Here is a 13,439-nt window from a genome sequence, read left to right as displayed (position 1 = left end):
CATGCGCCGCGGGTTGAACTACCTGCGGTGCGCCCTCATCTATTCTTTCTATTCCCTTCTTTGGTGCGTATTCCGATATGAGTTCCGCTCTGTCCATCCGGCAGCTAACCAAAACCTACGGCAACGGTTTCCAGGCCCTGAGTGGTATCGATCTGGACGTCGCCGAAGGTGACTTCTTCGCCTTGCTCGGCCCCAACGGCGCAGGTAAATCCACCACCATCGGTATCCTCTCGACCCTGGTGAACAAGACCAGCGGCACGGTGAATATTTTCGGTCATGACCTGGATAAATCCCCGGCGGCGCTCAAGCGCTCTATCGGCGTGGTGCCCCAGGAATTCAACTTCAACCAGTTCGAAAAGACCTTCGACATCGTCGTGACCCAGGCCGGTTACTACGGCATCCCGATGAAAGTCGCCAAGGAGCGCGCCGAGCAATACCTGACCCAACTGGGCCTGTGGGACAAGCGCGATGTGCCTTCGCGCTCGCTGTCCGGTGGTATGAAACGCCGCTTGATGATCGCCCGCGCACTGGTGCACGAACCGCGCCTGCTGATCCTCGATGAGCCCACCGCCGGCGTGGACATCGAGCTGCGTCGCTCGATGTGGACCTTCCTCACCGAGCTGAACGAGAAGGGCATCACCATCATCCTCACCACCCATTACCTGGAAGAGGCTGAGCAGCTGTGCCGCAATATCGGCATCATCGACCACGGCACCATCGTCGAGAACACCAGCATGCGTAACCTGCTGGGCCAGTTGCATGTGGAAACCTTCCTGCTCGACCTGAAGAACAATCTGTCGGTGCCGCCGCAACTGCTCGGCTACCCGAGCCGCCTGGTGGACAGCCACACCCTGGAAGTCCAGGTCGACAAAGCCATGGGCATTACCGCGCTGTTCACGCAGTTGGCAACCCAGAACATCGAAGTGCTGAGCCTGCGTAACAAAACCAATCGCCTTGAGGAGTTGTTCGTGTCCCTGGTGGAGAAAAATCTGACGAAGGTGGCGGTATGAGTTCCGAACTGCAACCTAACCTCGTTGCGCTGCAAACCATCGTCTACCGCGAAGTGAAGCGCTTTACCCGGATCTGGCCGCAGACGTTGCTGCCGCCGGCGATCACCATGGTCCTGTATTTCGTGATCTTCGGTAACCTGATCGGTCGGCAGATCGGCGACATGGGTGGTTTCACCTACATGGAGTACATCGTGCCGGGCCTGATCATGATGTCAGTGATCACCAACTCCTACGGCAACGTGGTGTCGAGTTTCTTCGGCAGCAAGTTCCAGCGCTCCATCGAAGAATTGATGGTGTCGCCGGTGTCGCCGCACACCATTCTGATCGGCTACACCTTGGGTGGCGTGCTGCGCGGTTTGATGGTCGGGGTGATCGTGACGCTGTTGTCACTGTTCTTCACGCAGCTGCAAGTGCATCACCTCGGGGTGACGATTCTGGTGGTGGTGCTCACGGCGACGATCTTCTCGCTGCTGGGGTTTATCAACGCCGTGTTTGCACGCAACTTCGATGATATTTCGATCATCCCAACCTTCGTGCTGACGCCGCTGACCTACCTGGGCGGCGTGTTCTATTCCATCACCTTGCTGCCACCGTTCTGGCAGACCGTGTCACTGGCCAACCCGGTGCTGCACATGGTCAACGCCTTCCGCTACGGCATCCTGGGTGTGTCGGATATCAAGATCAGCGTGGCGATCACCTTCATGATCGTGGCCACCGTGGTGTTGTATATCGGTTGCGCGCGGTTGCTGGTGAGTGGGCGTGGGATGCGTACGTAAGTACTGATCTGAACGCGGTAAAAAATGTGGGAGGGGGCTTACATCCCGATAGCGGTGGCGCAGTCAAAACTATGTGGACTGTTACACCGCCATCGGGGGCAAGCCCCTCCCACATTTGGTTTTGTATGAGGCCTTATGACTTCAGCGCCAGCTCGATCAGCTCGTGCAGTTGTTCAACTTCCAACGGTGCGCTTGAAAACAGAATGCGAAACACCGTCGGCGCCGCCAGCAGGTTGATCAAACGGTCCACGCTCGGTGGCGCCTGGTCCGGGTAGCGGTCGACAATCGCCTGCAACTGCCCACTCAAGATGCTCACGCAATATCCTGGCGTCACGCTGCACTGCACGTCACGCATCATGTTGCGCCCCGGCGCCGAACTCATTTCATCCAGATATTGCTCGGCCCAGGCTTGCAGGTCACCGCGCAGGCTGCCGGTGTTGGCCGGTTCGCTGTCGGGGCGCATGCGCGCCAGGGCCACGTCGGCGAGCAGCACCGACAGGTCGCCCCAGCGTCGGTAGATGGTCGACGGGGTGACGCCTGCGCGCGCGGCTATCATCGGCACGGTCACGCTCGTGCGTTCATGGGTCTCCAGCAGTTCGCGCATTGCCGAATGAACGGATTCTTGTACCCGGGCACTACGGCCTCCCGGGCGGAGGCCTTCTTTAATCACCATGTTTGTGACCTTAACACAAAGAATTTGCTTTAAGTGCTGGCCGGTCGCACACTCCACAAAAGCAAAATATTAGCTTTAGCGGAGCGTGCCCATGCCCAACCTGACGTCTCATCGTTCCAGTCTGGTGTTCCTCGCGATCACCTTGCTCACATTCCTGGCCGCCTCCAGCGCGCCGACGCCGTTGTACCCTCTGTATCAGGAAGGCCTGCATTTCTCGGCAGGCATGCTCACGCTGATCTTTGGCGTGTACGCCTTGAGCCTGCTGGCGGCGCTGCTGACCGTGGGGTCGTTGTCGGACCATCTGGGGCGCAGGCCGGTGATTTTTGCCGCGCTGGTCCTGAACATGCTGGCGATGCTGCTATTTATCAATGAAAGCAGCGTGGCCTGGCTGATTGCCGCGCGTACATTGCAGGGCTTTGCCACCGGCATGGCCACGGCGGTGCTGGGGGCGGCGTTGCTCGATACCGATCGCCAGCGAGGGCCGCTGATCAACAGTGTGGCGCCGATGTTGGGGATGGCGTGCGGGGCGATGGGATGCAGCCTGCTGGTGGAGTTTGCACCGTTCCCGACCACCTTGATTTACGCGGTGCTGTTCAGCCTGATGCTGTTACAAGCCTTGTATGTAGTGCGCTTGCCGGAAACCGTCAGCCGGATACCGGGAGCGCTGGCCTCGCTGTGGCCCACCTTGCACGTGCCGGCCCAGGCTCGCCGCGCGTTATGGGTGGCGTTGCCGGTAGACGTCGCGGTATGGGCCATGGGAGGTTTTTATCTGTCCCTCGCGCCGTCGCTGGTGCGGGCGGCGACCGGCTCCACATCCCATCTGATCGGTGGCGGGTTGGTGGCCGTGCTGACATTGAGCGCAGCGCTGATGATCTACAGCCTGCGCAATCGCTCGGCCGACAGGCTCCTGCGCCTGGGGGCTGTATTGCTGGCGGTGGGTGTGGCGTTGATCCTGAGCGCTGTGCACGCCGGCAGCTTGCCGTTATTTTTTGTCGCCACGCTGATCGCCGGCAGTGGCTTCGGAACCGGGTTCCTTGGGGCTGTGCGCAGCGTCGTACCGCTGGCCTTGCCCCACGAGCGGGCGGGTTTGATGTCGGCGTTCTATGTGCTGAGTTACCTGGCGTTCTGCGTGCCATCACTGTTGGCGGGTAATCTGATCCGCAGCGTTGGTTTAATTGCCACTACGGATGCGTATGGGGCGCTGTTGATCGGGCTGACACTCAGTGCCTTGGTCGCGCTGCTCATGCAGGATTCTTCCAGGCGCAAGGCGACATCCAGCCCTTGATCCGGTAATAATCGCCGATTCAAAAAGCCGTGAGATTCAAGCATGAAGATCATCCGCAGCAAGGACTTCACCGGCAGCCGTGCCTGGGAAGCATTGGATATTGCCAACATGAACGGCATCACCACCCGTTTGCACTGGACCGACCAGCCGTATCGCTGGCACACCAACGACGGTGAAGAAGTGTTTGTGGTGCTGGATGGGCGGGTAAACATGTACTACCGCGACCATGGGTTGGAGCAGGTGGCGGAGCTGGCGGTGGGGGATATTTTCTACGCCAGCGTCGGCACCGAGCACGTGGCTCATCCCCAGGGCCCTGCGCGAATTCTGGTGATAGAAAGCGAGGGCAGTGTTTAGCGCTTATCGGCAAAATAGATAACAGTTAGAGATATTACCCGTTATATAGATATTCGATCAGGTTCTACCATGGTCCCACCCTCATGCGAGGAAGAGGATTGCCATCATGACCTGCTCGACTACTGCCCGCTTCAAACCCTTCAGCCACCTGACCCGCCCTCGGGAAGTGATTCGCCAGTTCACCCCCAACTGGTTTGCCGCGACCATGGGCACCGGGGTGCTGGCGCTGGCCTTGGCGCAGTTGCCCGTCACTCTGCCAGGTGTGCAGGCGCTCGCCGAAGGGCTTTGGCTGTTGACCATTGGCCTGTTCCTGCTGTTCAGCGTTTTGTATGCGGCGCGGTGGGTGATGTTTTTTCACGAGGCGCGCCGGATCTTCGGGCATTCCACGGTTTCGATGTTTTTCGGCACCATTCCCATGGGCCTGGCAACCATTCTTAACGGCTTGTTGCTGTTCGGCCTGCCGCGCTGGGGTGCCGATGTGATTCCGCTGGCCGAAGCGCTGTGGTGGCTGGACGTGGCCATGGCGCTGGCCTGCGGTGTGCTGATCCCGTTCATGATGTTTACCCGTCAGGAACACAGCATCGACCAGATGACCGCCGTGTGGCTGCTGCCTGTAGTCGCCGCTGAAGTCGCCGCAGCCAGCGGTGGCTTGCTCGCGCCACACCTGGCAGATGCCCATGGGCAATTGGTGATGCTGGTGACCAGCTACGTGCTATGGGCGTTTTCCCTGCCGGTGGCGTTCAGCATCCTGACTATCCTGATGCTGCGCATGGCCCTGCATAAATTGCCCCACGCCAATATGGCCGCGTCGAGTTGGCTGGCGCTCGGTCCCATCGGCACCGGGGCCCTTGGGATGTTGTTGCTGGGCGGCGATGCTCCCGTCATCTTTGCCGCCAATGGCTTGCCCGGCGTCGGTGAAATTGCCGGCGGCCTTGGCCTGATCGCGGGTATCACCCTGTGGGGCTTCGGCCTGTGGTGGATGCTGATCGCGGTGCTGATCACCCTGCGTTACTTGCGCGCCGGTATCCCGTTCAACCTCGGTTGGTGGGGGTTTACCTTCCCATTGGGGGTGTATGCCCTGGCTACGCTGAAACTGGCAGCCGTGCTGCACCTGGGCTTCTTCGGCGTAATGGGCTGCGTGTTGGTAGCGGCCTTGGCGCTGATGTGGTGGGTTGTCGCCAAGCGCACCGTGCAAGGCGCCTACAAAGGTGAGCTTTTTGTTTCACCCTGCATTGCAGGATTAGGGAATAAGTAAGCGCGATTAGGTAAAGTCGTGGCCTGATAAATAAAGGCCACGCAGGAACACGGACGATGAGCCACCCCTCGCAATTTACCTTGCTGCGCACACGGCGCTTTTTGCCGTTCTTCGTTACCCAGTTGCTGGGCGCTTTCAACGACAACATCTTCAAGCAGTCGTTGATCCTGGCCATTCTCTACAAGCTCACCATCGACGGTGACCGCTCTATCTGGGTCAACCTGTGCGCGCTGCTGTTTATCCTGCCGTTTTTCCTGTTCTCGGCGTTGGCCGGGCAGTTTGGCGAGAAATTCAACAAGGATGCGCTGATCCGCGCGATCAAGATCGGCGAGATCGTGATCATGGCCGTGGGCGCCACAGGCTTCCTGACCAACCATCTGGAGCTGATGCTGCTGGCGCTGTTTGCCATGGGCACGCACTCGGCGCTGTTCGGCCCGGTCAAGTATTCGATCATGCCCCAGGCCCTGCACGACGACGAGTTGGTGGGCGGCAACGGCTTGGTGGAAATGGGCACCTTCCTGGCTATTCTGGCCGGCACTATCGGTGCGGGAGTGATGATGTCGTCCGCCCACTATGCGCCTGTGGTGTCCGTGGCGATTGTTGGCGTCGCGGTGCTGGGTTACCTGGCCAGTCGCAGCATTCCCCGTGCGGCGGCGTCGACCCCGCAGCTGCGCCTGGACTGGAACATCTTCACCCAGTCCTGGGCCACCTTGCGCATGGGCCTGGGCCAGACGCCGGCGGTGTCGCGCTCGATCGTCGGCAACTCATGGTTCTGGTTCGTCGGGGCGATCTACCTGACGCAGATCCCCGCGTACGCCAAAGAGTGGTTGTATGGCGACGAAACCGTGGTGACGTTGATCCTCACCGTGTTTTCGGTGGGTATCGCCCTCGGTTCGATGCTCTGCGAGAAACTTTCCGGGCGTAAGGTGGAAATCGGCCTGGTGCCCTTTGGCTCATTCGGCCTGACGGTGTTCGGCCTGTTGCTGTGGTGGCATTCCGGCGGCTTCGTGCAGAACATCCAGGCCAACGACTGGCTGGCGGTGCTCAGTGTCGGCCAGGCGTGGTGGGTGTTGTTCGATATCCTCGGCCTGGGGGTGTTCGGCGGTTTCTATATCGTGCCGCTGTATGCGCTGATCCAGTCGCGTACCGCCGAGCACGAGCGCGCACGGGTGATTGCCGCCAACAACATCCTCAACGCGCTGTTCATGGTGGTGTCGGCGATTGTGTCGATCGTGCTGCTGAGCGTGGCCAAGCTGTCGATCCCCGAACTGTTCCTGGTGGTGTCGCTGCTCAACGTCGCGGTCAACACCTACATCTTCAAGATCGTCCCCGAGTTCACCATGCGTTTCATGATCTGGCTGCTCAGCCATTCCATGTACCGGGTGGAACATCGCAACCTGCAGGCCATTCCTGATGAAGGCGCGGCGTTGCTGGTGTGCAATCACGTGTCGTTTGTCGATGCATTGTTGATTGGCGGCGCAGTGCGTCGGCCGATTCGTTTTGTCATGTACTACAAGATCTACCGCCTGCCGGTACTTAATTTTATCTTCCGCACCGCCGGCGCGATTCCGATTGCCGGGCGCAATGAAGACATCCAGATCTACGAAAAGGCCTTCACACGGATTGCGCAGTACCTGAAGGACGGCGAACTGGTGTGCATCTTCCCGGAAGGCAAGCTGACCGCCGATGGCGAGATGAATGAGTTTCGTGGCGGGGTGACACGCATTCTGGAAGAGACGGCGGTGCCGGTGATCCCGATGGCGTTGCAGGGGCTGTGGGGAAGTTTCTTCAGTCGCGATCCAAACAAGGGGTTTTTCCACCGGATTTGGTCGCGGGTGGTGTTGGTGGCCGGGGAGCCGATTGCCGCGCAGGCTGCAACGCCTGTGCAGTTGCAGGCTGTGGTGGGCGGTTTGCGGGGGAGTGTCCGGTAGCCCTGCATGGGTTGGGTCGGCCTCATCGGGAGCAAGCCCCACATTCACACATCAAAATGTGGGGCTCGCTCTGGGAAGCGGCAGTGGCCTAAGTGCTGATCTTGAGACCAATGAGCCCGCAAATGATCAAGGCCACACTGGCCAACCGAAACAACGCCATGGATTCACCAAACAGGACAATGCCCGCAATCACCGTACCCACGGCGCCTACGCCAGTCCATACGGCATAGGCGGTACCCAGTGGCAGCTCTTTGACTGCCAGCCCCAGCAGGCCGAGGCTGATGGCCATGGCGACAATCGTGAGGGCAGTGGGCAGCGGCTTGCTGAAACCGTCGGTGTACTTAAGGCCCACGGCCCAGCCGACTTCGAACAACCCGGCAAAAAACAGAATGATCCAGGACATGATGACCTCGCTTCTTCAGGCGGGGTCGTCCCCGGATTCAACGCTCGTTGGCGTCGCGAGGTCGTCCCCGCGAAGCCCGTAGAGTGCCGAAAACGGATCGGGCGATCAAGTTTGCGGAGTGTTCTCCACCATGCGCCGGTCTTCCTTTTCGCTCATGCGACGGAAGTAGGTCGACAGCAACGCCCCGGAAATATTGTGCCAGACGCTGAACAGCGCACTCGGCACCGCCGCCAGTGGCGAGAAGTGCGCGCTGGCCAGCGCAGCGCCCAGCCCGGAGTTCTGCATGCCCACCTCCAGCGCCAGCGACTTGCGTTGCGCCAATGGCAACCTGAACACGCGGCCTGTGAAGTAACCCAGCAAGAAACCGAAGCTGTTGTGCAACATCACCACGGCCATGATCAACAGGCCCGACTCGGCGATCTTCGCCTGGCTGGCGGCAACCACCGCCGCAACGATGATCACGATGCTGATCACCGACACCAGCGGCAACACCTCCACGGCATGACGCACCCGCTCGCCGAGCAGGCGTTGTGCAACCACGCCGAGCACGATCGGCAGCAGCACCACTTGCAGGATCGACCAGAACAGTTCCATGAACGACACGGGCAACCAGGCCGAGGCCAGCAGCCAGATCAGCGCCGGCGTGAGCAGTGGGGCGAGGAGGGTGGTGACGGCCGCGATGGCCACCGACAGCGCCAAATCGCCGCGTGCCAGCCACGTCATTACATTGGACGAGGTGCCGCTTGGGCAGCACCCGACGAGGATCACGCCGACGGCTATTTCCGGCGGCAGGTGGAACACTTGGCACAACAACCAGGCCACGCCCGGCATGATCACAAAGTGCGCAACCACGCCGAGCGCCACTCGCCATGGGTGGCGCGCGACTTCGGCGAAGTCATCGAGTTTGAGGGTCAGCCCCATGCCGAACATCACCAGGCCCAGCAGCGGGACGATGGTGCTTTTCAGGCCGACGAACCAACCGGGTTCAAGGAAGGCCAGCACGGCAAAAATCAGCACCCAGTAGGCGAAGGTATTGCCGACGAAGCGGCTCAGGGCGGCGAGTGCGCGCATGGGGATGTCCTTGTTATCAGATTCTTGAAGTTGAACACCTATCAAATGTGGCAGGGAGCAAGCCCCCTCCCACAGTTTGATTCACATGGCTTTAAATGCCCTGTGGGGTCTCTTCGCCGCCCAACGCTTCAACCAACGCCGGCAGGAATTCGCCGAAGGTCAGCATCATCAGGGTAAAGCTGGCATCCAGTTGGCCCAGGGCCTCGTCGCCGCCATCCTGTTCCGCCTGGTCTTGCAACAGGTCCTCGAACTTCAGGCGTTTGACGGTCATTTTGTCGTCGAGTATGAAGGACAGCTTGTCCTGCCACGCCAGGGACAGTTGCGTCACGACCTTGCCGGTGGTCAGGTGCAGTTGGATCTCTTCGCCGGTCAGGTCCTGGCGCTTGCAGCGCACGATGCCGCCGTCTTCATGAGTGTCGCGCAGTTCGCACTCGTCGAGGACAAAAAAGTCATCGGCAGGTTTTTGGGTGGTCACCCAGTCGGTCATGATCGCCGTCGGTGCGGTTTTTACGGTGAGTGGGCGTACCGGCAGGGTGCCGATCACTTCACGCAGGGTCGACAGCAAGTCTTCGGCGCGTTTGGGGCTGGCCGAGTTCACCAGGATCAAGCCTTGTTTCGGCGCGATGGCGGCGAAGGTCGACGAGCGACGGATAAACGCGCGCGGCAGGAAGGCCTGGATGATTTCATCCTTGAGCTGGTCGCGTTCCTTCTTATAGACCTTGCGCATCTGCTCGGCCTCGATCTCTTCGACTTTCTCTTTGAGCGCGTCACGTACCACGCTACCCGGCAAAATGCGTTCTTCCTTGCGTGCGGCGATCAGCAAGAAATCTCCGCTGACGTGTACCAGGGGAGCGTCTTCGCCTTTACCAAAAGGCGCGACGAAACCGTAAGTGGTCAACTCCTGGCTTGCACAAGGGCGCGCCAGTTTGGTGGCCATTGCAGTCTCCAACGCCTCGGCATCAACAGGCAGATCTTGGGTCAGGCGATAGATAAGCAGGTTCTTGAACCACATGGGGTGAGTCTCTCCTTTATACAAAGGGGGGCATTATTCTCTTGATAACGCCCCAGGCCAACCCTGCCTAAGCCATTGGAAGGCCTCAAAAAAAAGATTTAAGAAAGTGCTTGCCAGACCCAGGGTCGCTCCGTAGAATGCGCGCCACACCGAGACGAAGGGTGATTAGCTCAGCTGGGAGAGCATCTGCCTTACAAGCAGAGGGTCGGCGGTTCGATCCCGTCATCACCCACCATTCGCTTCATGTGTTACGCGCAGCGGTAGTTCAGTCGGTTAGAATACCGGCCTGTCACGCCGGGGGTCGCGGGTTCGAGTCCCGTCCGCTGCGCCATATTCGGTAACCTGGAACGCTGAACGCCAGGTCACCACAGAAAGCCCGCTCATTGAGCGGGCTTTTTTTCGTCTGCAGCATTGCGCATTTCATCCTTGATGCAAAAGGCCAACCTGGGGCGGCGTAGACTTCAACGGTGAACATTGCTGCAAGCAGATCAGTGTGAAACAGCCATCCAGCCCGCACAGCCAGTCATTACGCCGGCGGATGTTCTGTTCAGACGCTTCATTGCCTTGGGTGACTGGAGGGCGCACTTGATTCGCGATGCGGTAACCAGGTAAGCCAATTGGATGGTCAGATCAATCCCAATGCCGAGTGCGGTGATAAAGAGGACTTCGGGCCAGGACAGAGCCGTCAGATCAAATGCATGAGGCAACACCGCGCCGAAAAATACCACCGCCTTTGGATTGCTCAGGGTCAGCACAGCGCCTGCAAGAAGGCCTCGGCCCACTGAGCGCTTGGGAGGTGCTTGAGGTTGTTCGGTGCTCTTGCACCATAGGCTCCATGCGATGAACAGAATAAAGGCAACACCCAGCCATTTCACCGCGATGAACACATGCTCGAACTGCAGTGCCAGCGCCGCAAGACCGAGGGTGGCAACCACCAGCCAGGCCGCATTTCCCAGCACCATACCGCCGATGAAGGGTATCGTAGACCTTGCGCCGCGCGACACCACTTGGCCGAGCAGGGCTCCCTGAGCAGGGCCGGGGATTGCGGCTGCAATGGCGAATGGCACGACAAATAACCAGATTGAAGCAGTAGCGCTCACGTTCGAAGCCTCCCTATTGCCTGGTACATAAAGCGAAATATTCGCACCGGGTGAGCAGCGAAACAACACGGTCGTTTGCTCCCTGTGCCCCGATCAAGACCTCGATCCGAAAACAGACCTGATCATCGAGGCATCGTTGCGCCCCGATGATCCATCACAAACCTGCGAGCAAGGGCATGTTGGCTACCGATCGATGTTGGCCTTACACCTGCTGCCCTGCCTCACACTCAAGACATCTCGCCCACCCCCTGGGCACGCTTGCCGAGTTTCATCAGCCAGTAGTAACTCAGGGCGGGTACCAGCAACCCGACCATCCACGCCAGGTCTACGCCATCCAGGGCGTTGGCCACCGGGCCGACATACAACGTGGTGTTCATGAAGGGGATTTCCAGCGCGATCGCCAGCACGAAACTGCCGCAAGCGATCCAGTTGATGCGCCCGTAGATCCCGTCCTTGTCGAAGATGTCATCGATCCGGTACTGCCCTTTGCGCAGGCAGTAGTAATCCACCAGATTGATTGCCGTCCAAGGGATCAGGAAGTAGCTCATGAAGAAAATGAAATTGAGGAAAAAGTTGATGAAGTCGTCCTGACTGATGGTGCACAAGGCTGTGGCCACCAGGCTGATCAGCAGCATGAACAGGCCGCGTACACGAGGTGTCACCTTGAGCTGGGCAAAGGGTTCGATCACGGTGATGGTCGACATAAAGGCGCCGTACAGGTTGAACACATTGATCGACACCTGGCCATAGACGATGAAGGCGAACAGCAGCAGCGCGCCGCTCCCAAACAGGCCGGCGATATGGCTGCCGACGTTACTGGAAAAGCCCGTGATACCGACGCTGAGAATCGCCCCTAAAATCATCATCCAGGCACCGCCGCTGACCGTGCCGACGTAGCTGTACCAGAACACTTTTGCGGTTGGCGTGCTACTCGGCAAGTAACGCGAGTAGTCGGCCACGTACGGCGCGTAGGACAGTTGCCAGGTCACGGCGATGCTCACCGCCACCAGGAACTTCGACAACGAGAAGTCGGTTGGCAGCCATTGCTCCGCAGGAATTGGCAACTGGAGCGCTGACACGGTCGCGCCGATAAACACCAGCAGCGAAAGGATCGACAGCAGCTTCTGCAAGCGGTGAATCAGGCGATAACCGTAGAGCGCGACGACAAAGCACAATGCCCCGATCAGGTAGATGTTGCCGGTGGCCGGCAACGGGCTGACGGACTCCAATGCCTGGGCGGCGAGCAAGGTGTTGCTGACGAAAAACCCCAGGTAGATCAGCATCACGAACAGCAGCGGCAATACCGCCCCCAGCACGCCGAATTGCGCCCGGCTCTGGATCATTTGCGGGATGCCCAGTTTCGGTCCCTGGGCAGAATGGGAGGCCATGAAGATGGCCCCCAGCAGCGAACCGATGATGATCGCCAGCGCGCTCCAGAACAGATTGAGCCCCATCACGACCGGCAACACGCCGGACGCAATGGTCGTGATGTTCATGTTGGCGCCAAACCAGATGAAGAACAGCGAGCCGGGTTGGCCATGGCGTTCAGCCTCAGGGATGAAATCGATGCTTCTTTTTTCAACTTGCATGGCGATTACTCCTGAGTCCGGGCGAGATGGGTTTGCAAGCGGGCGATGGTGCGTTCCAGCTCATGGGGCTGGTGGGCGAACAGGTCTGGGCGCTCGGGGATCAGGCTTAGATAATCGCGGTTCTCCAGGGCTCGCAGGCATTCGGCGCCGGTCAGGATTTCCATGGCGTAGATCCAGTTGGCCATCATCAGCAGCGCCGAGTAATGCCCCGCCAGTGTGGTCGTGGTGCAGGCATCGCTGACCAGCCGAATCTGATAACCCAGGGCGAAGGCGTCGAACACCGTGCTGAGCACGCAAACATCGGTCAACACGCCGCAGACGATCAGGGTATCGACCCCGAGCGCCTTGAGCCGGCCATCCAGGTCGGTGCGGTGGAAGGCGCTGTAACGGCTCTTGTCGATAACGAGCTCATCAGGCTGCGGCGCCAAAAGTTCGAGGATTTCCACTTGGCGGGTGCCCGCGCGATAGCTGCTGGGGCCGCCGTCGGCCGCCCGCGGTTCGCCGCGCGGCAGGTCACTGCCGTCGGCCTGATTGATGTGACGGGTATAGATGACAGGCACCCGCTGGCGGCGGGCGGTCTTGAGCAGGGCGACGGTGTTGGCCGCCACGGTGTCGAAGTGTTCCAGGACGAATCCGTCCTCCTGCTGCATGTCGATGATCAACAGCGCATTTTTATTATTCATTGAGCAAACCTGATCATGGGCCGAAGCACAAAGCACCGGGCACGCCTCGTTTTGAAGAGACGCGGGTGCGTGAATTCCAGTTCGGGTCAGCTCAATAAACGGGTTGCCAGAAACCGTTCTGCTTGGCAGTCACGCTGGCGCGCAGGCGCTTGAAATGCAGATGTGAAACGGTCGATTCGCCGCGCAGGTAAGCCTGCTCGGCGCCGGAGGGAAGGGCGAGTGATGGGCGGCGATCATTGATCATTGGAATCGACCCTACACGTCAGGCGGCCCCTGGCTTTGCGTCCGAGGGGCCGG

14 protein-coding genes and 2 tRNA genes are annotated in these 13,439 nt (G+C 59.7%); 8 read left to right on the top strand and 8 right to left on the bottom strand.

Features of this window, described 5'->3' with window-relative positions; translation table 11 throughout:
• Positions 1-77: 77 nt before the first annotated feature.
• Both AB4O23_RS23490 and AB4O23_RS23485 read left to right on the top strand, forming a co-directional pair.
• Entirely contained in the window at positions 78-1,010 is a 933-nt protein-coding gene (locus tag AB4O23_RS23490) for an ABC transporter ATP-binding protein (RefSeq protein WP_017529784.1), read from the top strand.
• The gene (locus AB4O23_RS23485) at positions 1,007-1,786 is read left to right on the top strand and encodes an ABC transporter permease (RefSeq protein WP_017529785.1); all 780 of its coding nucleotides are present in this window, start codon (positions 1,007-1,009) and stop codon (positions 1,784-1,786) included. The genes AB4O23_RS23490 and AB4O23_RS23485 overlap by 4 nt, the downstream gene beginning before the upstream one ends.
• 133 nt (positions 1,787-1,919) lie before the next feature.
• Here the strand turns inward: AB4O23_RS23485 and AB4O23_RS23480 are convergent, their stop codons facing one another.
• The gene (locus tag AB4O23_RS23480; RefSeq protein WP_460060816.1) at positions 1,920-2,459 is read right to left on the bottom strand and encodes a TetR/AcrR family transcriptional regulator; all 540 of its coding nucleotides are present in this window, start codon (positions 2,457-2,459) and stop codon (positions 1,920-1,922) included.
• A gap of 91 nt (positions 2,460-2,550) precedes the next feature.
• Between AB4O23_RS23480 and AB4O23_RS23475 the strand changes: the two genes are divergently transcribed.
• The 4 genes from AB4O23_RS23475 to AB4O23_RS23460 all read left to right on the top strand — a co-directional run bounded on the left by AB4O23_RS23475 (position 2,551) and on the right by AB4O23_RS23460 (position 7,284).
• Positions 2,551-3,744 (top strand): MFS transporter, encoded by a 1,194-nt coding sequence (locus AB4O23_RS23475; protein ID WP_065876926.1) that lies wholly within the window; start codon positions 2,551-2,553, stop codon positions 3,742-3,744.
• Positions 3,745-3,786: 42 nt separating this feature from the next.
• Positions 3,787-4,098, top strand: a complete 312-nt coding sequence (locus AB4O23_RS23470; RefSeq protein ID WP_068932413.1) for a cupin domain-containing protein — start codon at positions 3,787-3,789, stop codon at positions 4,096-4,098.
• A 106-nt stretch (positions 4,099-4,204) separates the two neighbouring features.
• A complete protein-coding gene (locus AB4O23_RS23465) occupies positions 4,205-5,353 on the top strand; it encodes a TDT family transporter (protein ID WP_135196744.1) in 1,149 nt (382 codons plus the stop codon).
• A gap of 56 nt (positions 5,354-5,409) precedes the next feature.
• Positions 5,410-7,284 carry an MFS transporter gene (locus AB4O23_RS23460; RefSeq protein WP_017529790.1) on the top strand — a complete coding sequence of 625 codons (1,875 nt, stop codon included), beginning with the start codon at positions 5,410-5,412 and terminating at the stop codon, positions 7,282-7,284.
• 88 nt (positions 7,285-7,372) lie between these two features.
• On the opposite strand, the gene sugE is transcribed toward AB4O23_RS23460, so the two are convergent.
• The 3 genes from sugE to rdgC all read right to left on the bottom strand — a co-directional run bounded on the left by sugE (position 7,373) and on the right by rdgC (position 9,770).
• Positions 7,373-7,687, bottom strand: a complete 315-nt coding sequence (sugE, locus tag AB4O23_RS23455) for a quaternary ammonium compound efflux SMR transporter SugE (protein ID WP_017529791.1) — start codon at positions 7,685-7,687, stop codon at positions 7,373-7,375.
• 105 nt (positions 7,688-7,792) lie between these two features.
• The gene (locus AB4O23_RS23450) at positions 7,793-8,758 is read right to left on the bottom strand and encodes a bile acid:sodium symporter family protein (RefSeq protein ID WP_223496486.1); all 966 of its coding nucleotides are present in this window, start codon (positions 8,756-8,758) and stop codon (positions 7,793-7,795) included.
• A gap of 91 nt (positions 8,759-8,849) precedes the next feature.
• Entirely contained in the window at positions 8,850-9,770 is a 921-nt protein-coding gene (gene rdgC, locus AB4O23_RS23445) for a recombination-associated protein RdgC (protein WP_065876930.1), read from the bottom strand.
• 159 nt (positions 9,771-9,929) lie between these two features.
• On the opposite strand from rdgC, the gene AB4O23_RS23440 reads away from it, so the two are divergent.
• Both AB4O23_RS23440 and AB4O23_RS23435 read left to right on the top strand, forming a co-directional pair.
• A tRNA-Val gene (locus AB4O23_RS23440) sits at positions 9,930-10,005 on the top strand.
• A 19-nt stretch (positions 10,006-10,024) separates the two neighbouring features.
• Positions 10,025-10,101, top strand: a tRNA-Asp gene (locus AB4O23_RS23435).
• A 157-nt stretch (positions 10,102-10,258) separates the two neighbouring features.
• On the opposite strand, the gene AB4O23_RS23430 is transcribed toward AB4O23_RS23435, so the two are convergent.
• The 4 genes from AB4O23_RS23430 to AB4O23_RS23415 all read right to left on the bottom strand — a co-directional run bounded on the left by AB4O23_RS23430 (position 10,259) and on the right by AB4O23_RS23415 (position 13,386).
• Complete coding sequence (locus AB4O23_RS23430) at positions 10,259-10,870, bottom strand: LysE family translocator (protein ID WP_116079454.1); 612 nt, start codon at positions 10,868-10,870, stop codon at positions 10,259-10,261.
• Positions 10,871-11,097: 227 nt separating this feature from the next.
• Positions 11,098-12,459: a purine-cytosine permease family protein gene (locus tag AB4O23_RS23425; RefSeq protein ID WP_017530575.1), complete on the bottom strand. Its 1,362-nt coding sequence runs from the start codon at positions 12,457-12,459 to the stop codon at positions 11,098-11,100.
• Positions 12,460-12,464: 5 nt separating this feature from the next.
• Positions 12,465-13,142, bottom strand: a complete 678-nt coding sequence (locus AB4O23_RS23420; RefSeq protein ID WP_017530574.1) for a cysteine hydrolase family protein — start codon at positions 13,140-13,142, stop codon at positions 12,465-12,467.
• A 91-nt stretch (positions 13,143-13,233) separates the two neighbouring features.
• The gene (locus AB4O23_RS23415; RefSeq protein WP_017530573.1) at positions 13,234-13,386 is read right to left on the bottom strand and encodes a hypothetical protein; all 153 of its coding nucleotides are present in this window, start codon (positions 13,384-13,386) and stop codon (positions 13,234-13,236) included.
• Positions 13,387-13,439: the final 53 nt, after the last annotated feature.

It is taken from the genome of Pseudomonas sp. H2_A10, from assembly GCF_054680085.1.
Note: the sequence above shows the minus strand (reverse complement) of the source record. Positions and strands in the feature narration are given on the sequence as shown.

Excerpts from the sequence above, each read along its gene's own strand:
- AB4O23_RS23470 (WP_068932413.1), top strand. The coding sequence starts at position 3,787 with ATGAAGATCATCCGCAGCAAGGACTTCACCGGCAGCCGTGCCTGGGAA.
- AB4O23_RS23450 (WP_223496486.1), bottom strand. The coding sequence starts at position 8,758 with ATGCGCGCACTCGCCGCCCTGAGCCGCTTCGTCGGCAATACCTTCGCC.
- AB4O23_RS23490 (WP_017529784.1), top strand. The coding sequence starts at position 78 with ATGAGTTCCGCTCTGTCCATCCGGCAGCTAACCAAAACCTACGGCAAC.
- AB4O23_RS23475 (WP_065876926.1), top strand. The coding sequence starts at position 2,551 with ATGCCCAACCTGACGTCTCATCGTTCCAGTCTGGTGTTCCTCGCGATC.
- AB4O23_RS23420 (WP_017530574.1), bottom strand. The coding sequence starts at position 13,142 with ATGAATAATAAAAATGCGCTGTTGATCATCGACATGCAGCAGGAGGAC.
- sugE (WP_017529791.1), bottom strand. The coding sequence starts at position 7,687 with ATGTCCTGGATCATTCTGTTTTTTGCCGGGTTGTTCGAAGTCGGCTGG.
- rdgC (WP_065876930.1), bottom strand. The coding sequence starts at position 9,770 with ATGTGGTTCAAGAACCTGCTTATCTATCGCCTGACCCAAGATCTGCCT.
- AB4O23_RS23465 (WP_135196744.1), top strand. The coding sequence starts at position 4,205 with ATGACCTGCTCGACTACTGCCCGCTTCAAACCCTTCAGCCACCTGACC.
- AB4O23_RS23425 (WP_017530575.1), bottom strand. The coding sequence starts at position 12,459 with ATGCAAGTTGAAAAAAGAAGCATCGATTTCATCCCTGAGGCTGAACGC.
- AB4O23_RS23415 (WP_017530573.1), bottom strand. The coding sequence starts at position 13,386 with ATGATCAATGATCGCCGCCCATCACTCGCCCTTCCCTCCGGCGCCGAG.
- AB4O23_RS23480 (WP_460060816.1), bottom strand. The coding sequence starts at position 2,459 with ATGGTGATTAAAGAAGGCCTCCGCCCGGGAGGCCGTAGTGCCCGGGTA.
- AB4O23_RS23460 (WP_017529790.1), top strand. The coding sequence starts at position 5,410 with ATGAGCCACCCCTCGCAATTTACCTTGCTGCGCACACGGCGCTTTTTG.
- AB4O23_RS23485 (WP_017529785.1), top strand. The coding sequence starts at position 1,007 with ATGAGTTCCGAACTGCAACCTAACCTCGTTGCGCTGCAAACCATCGTC.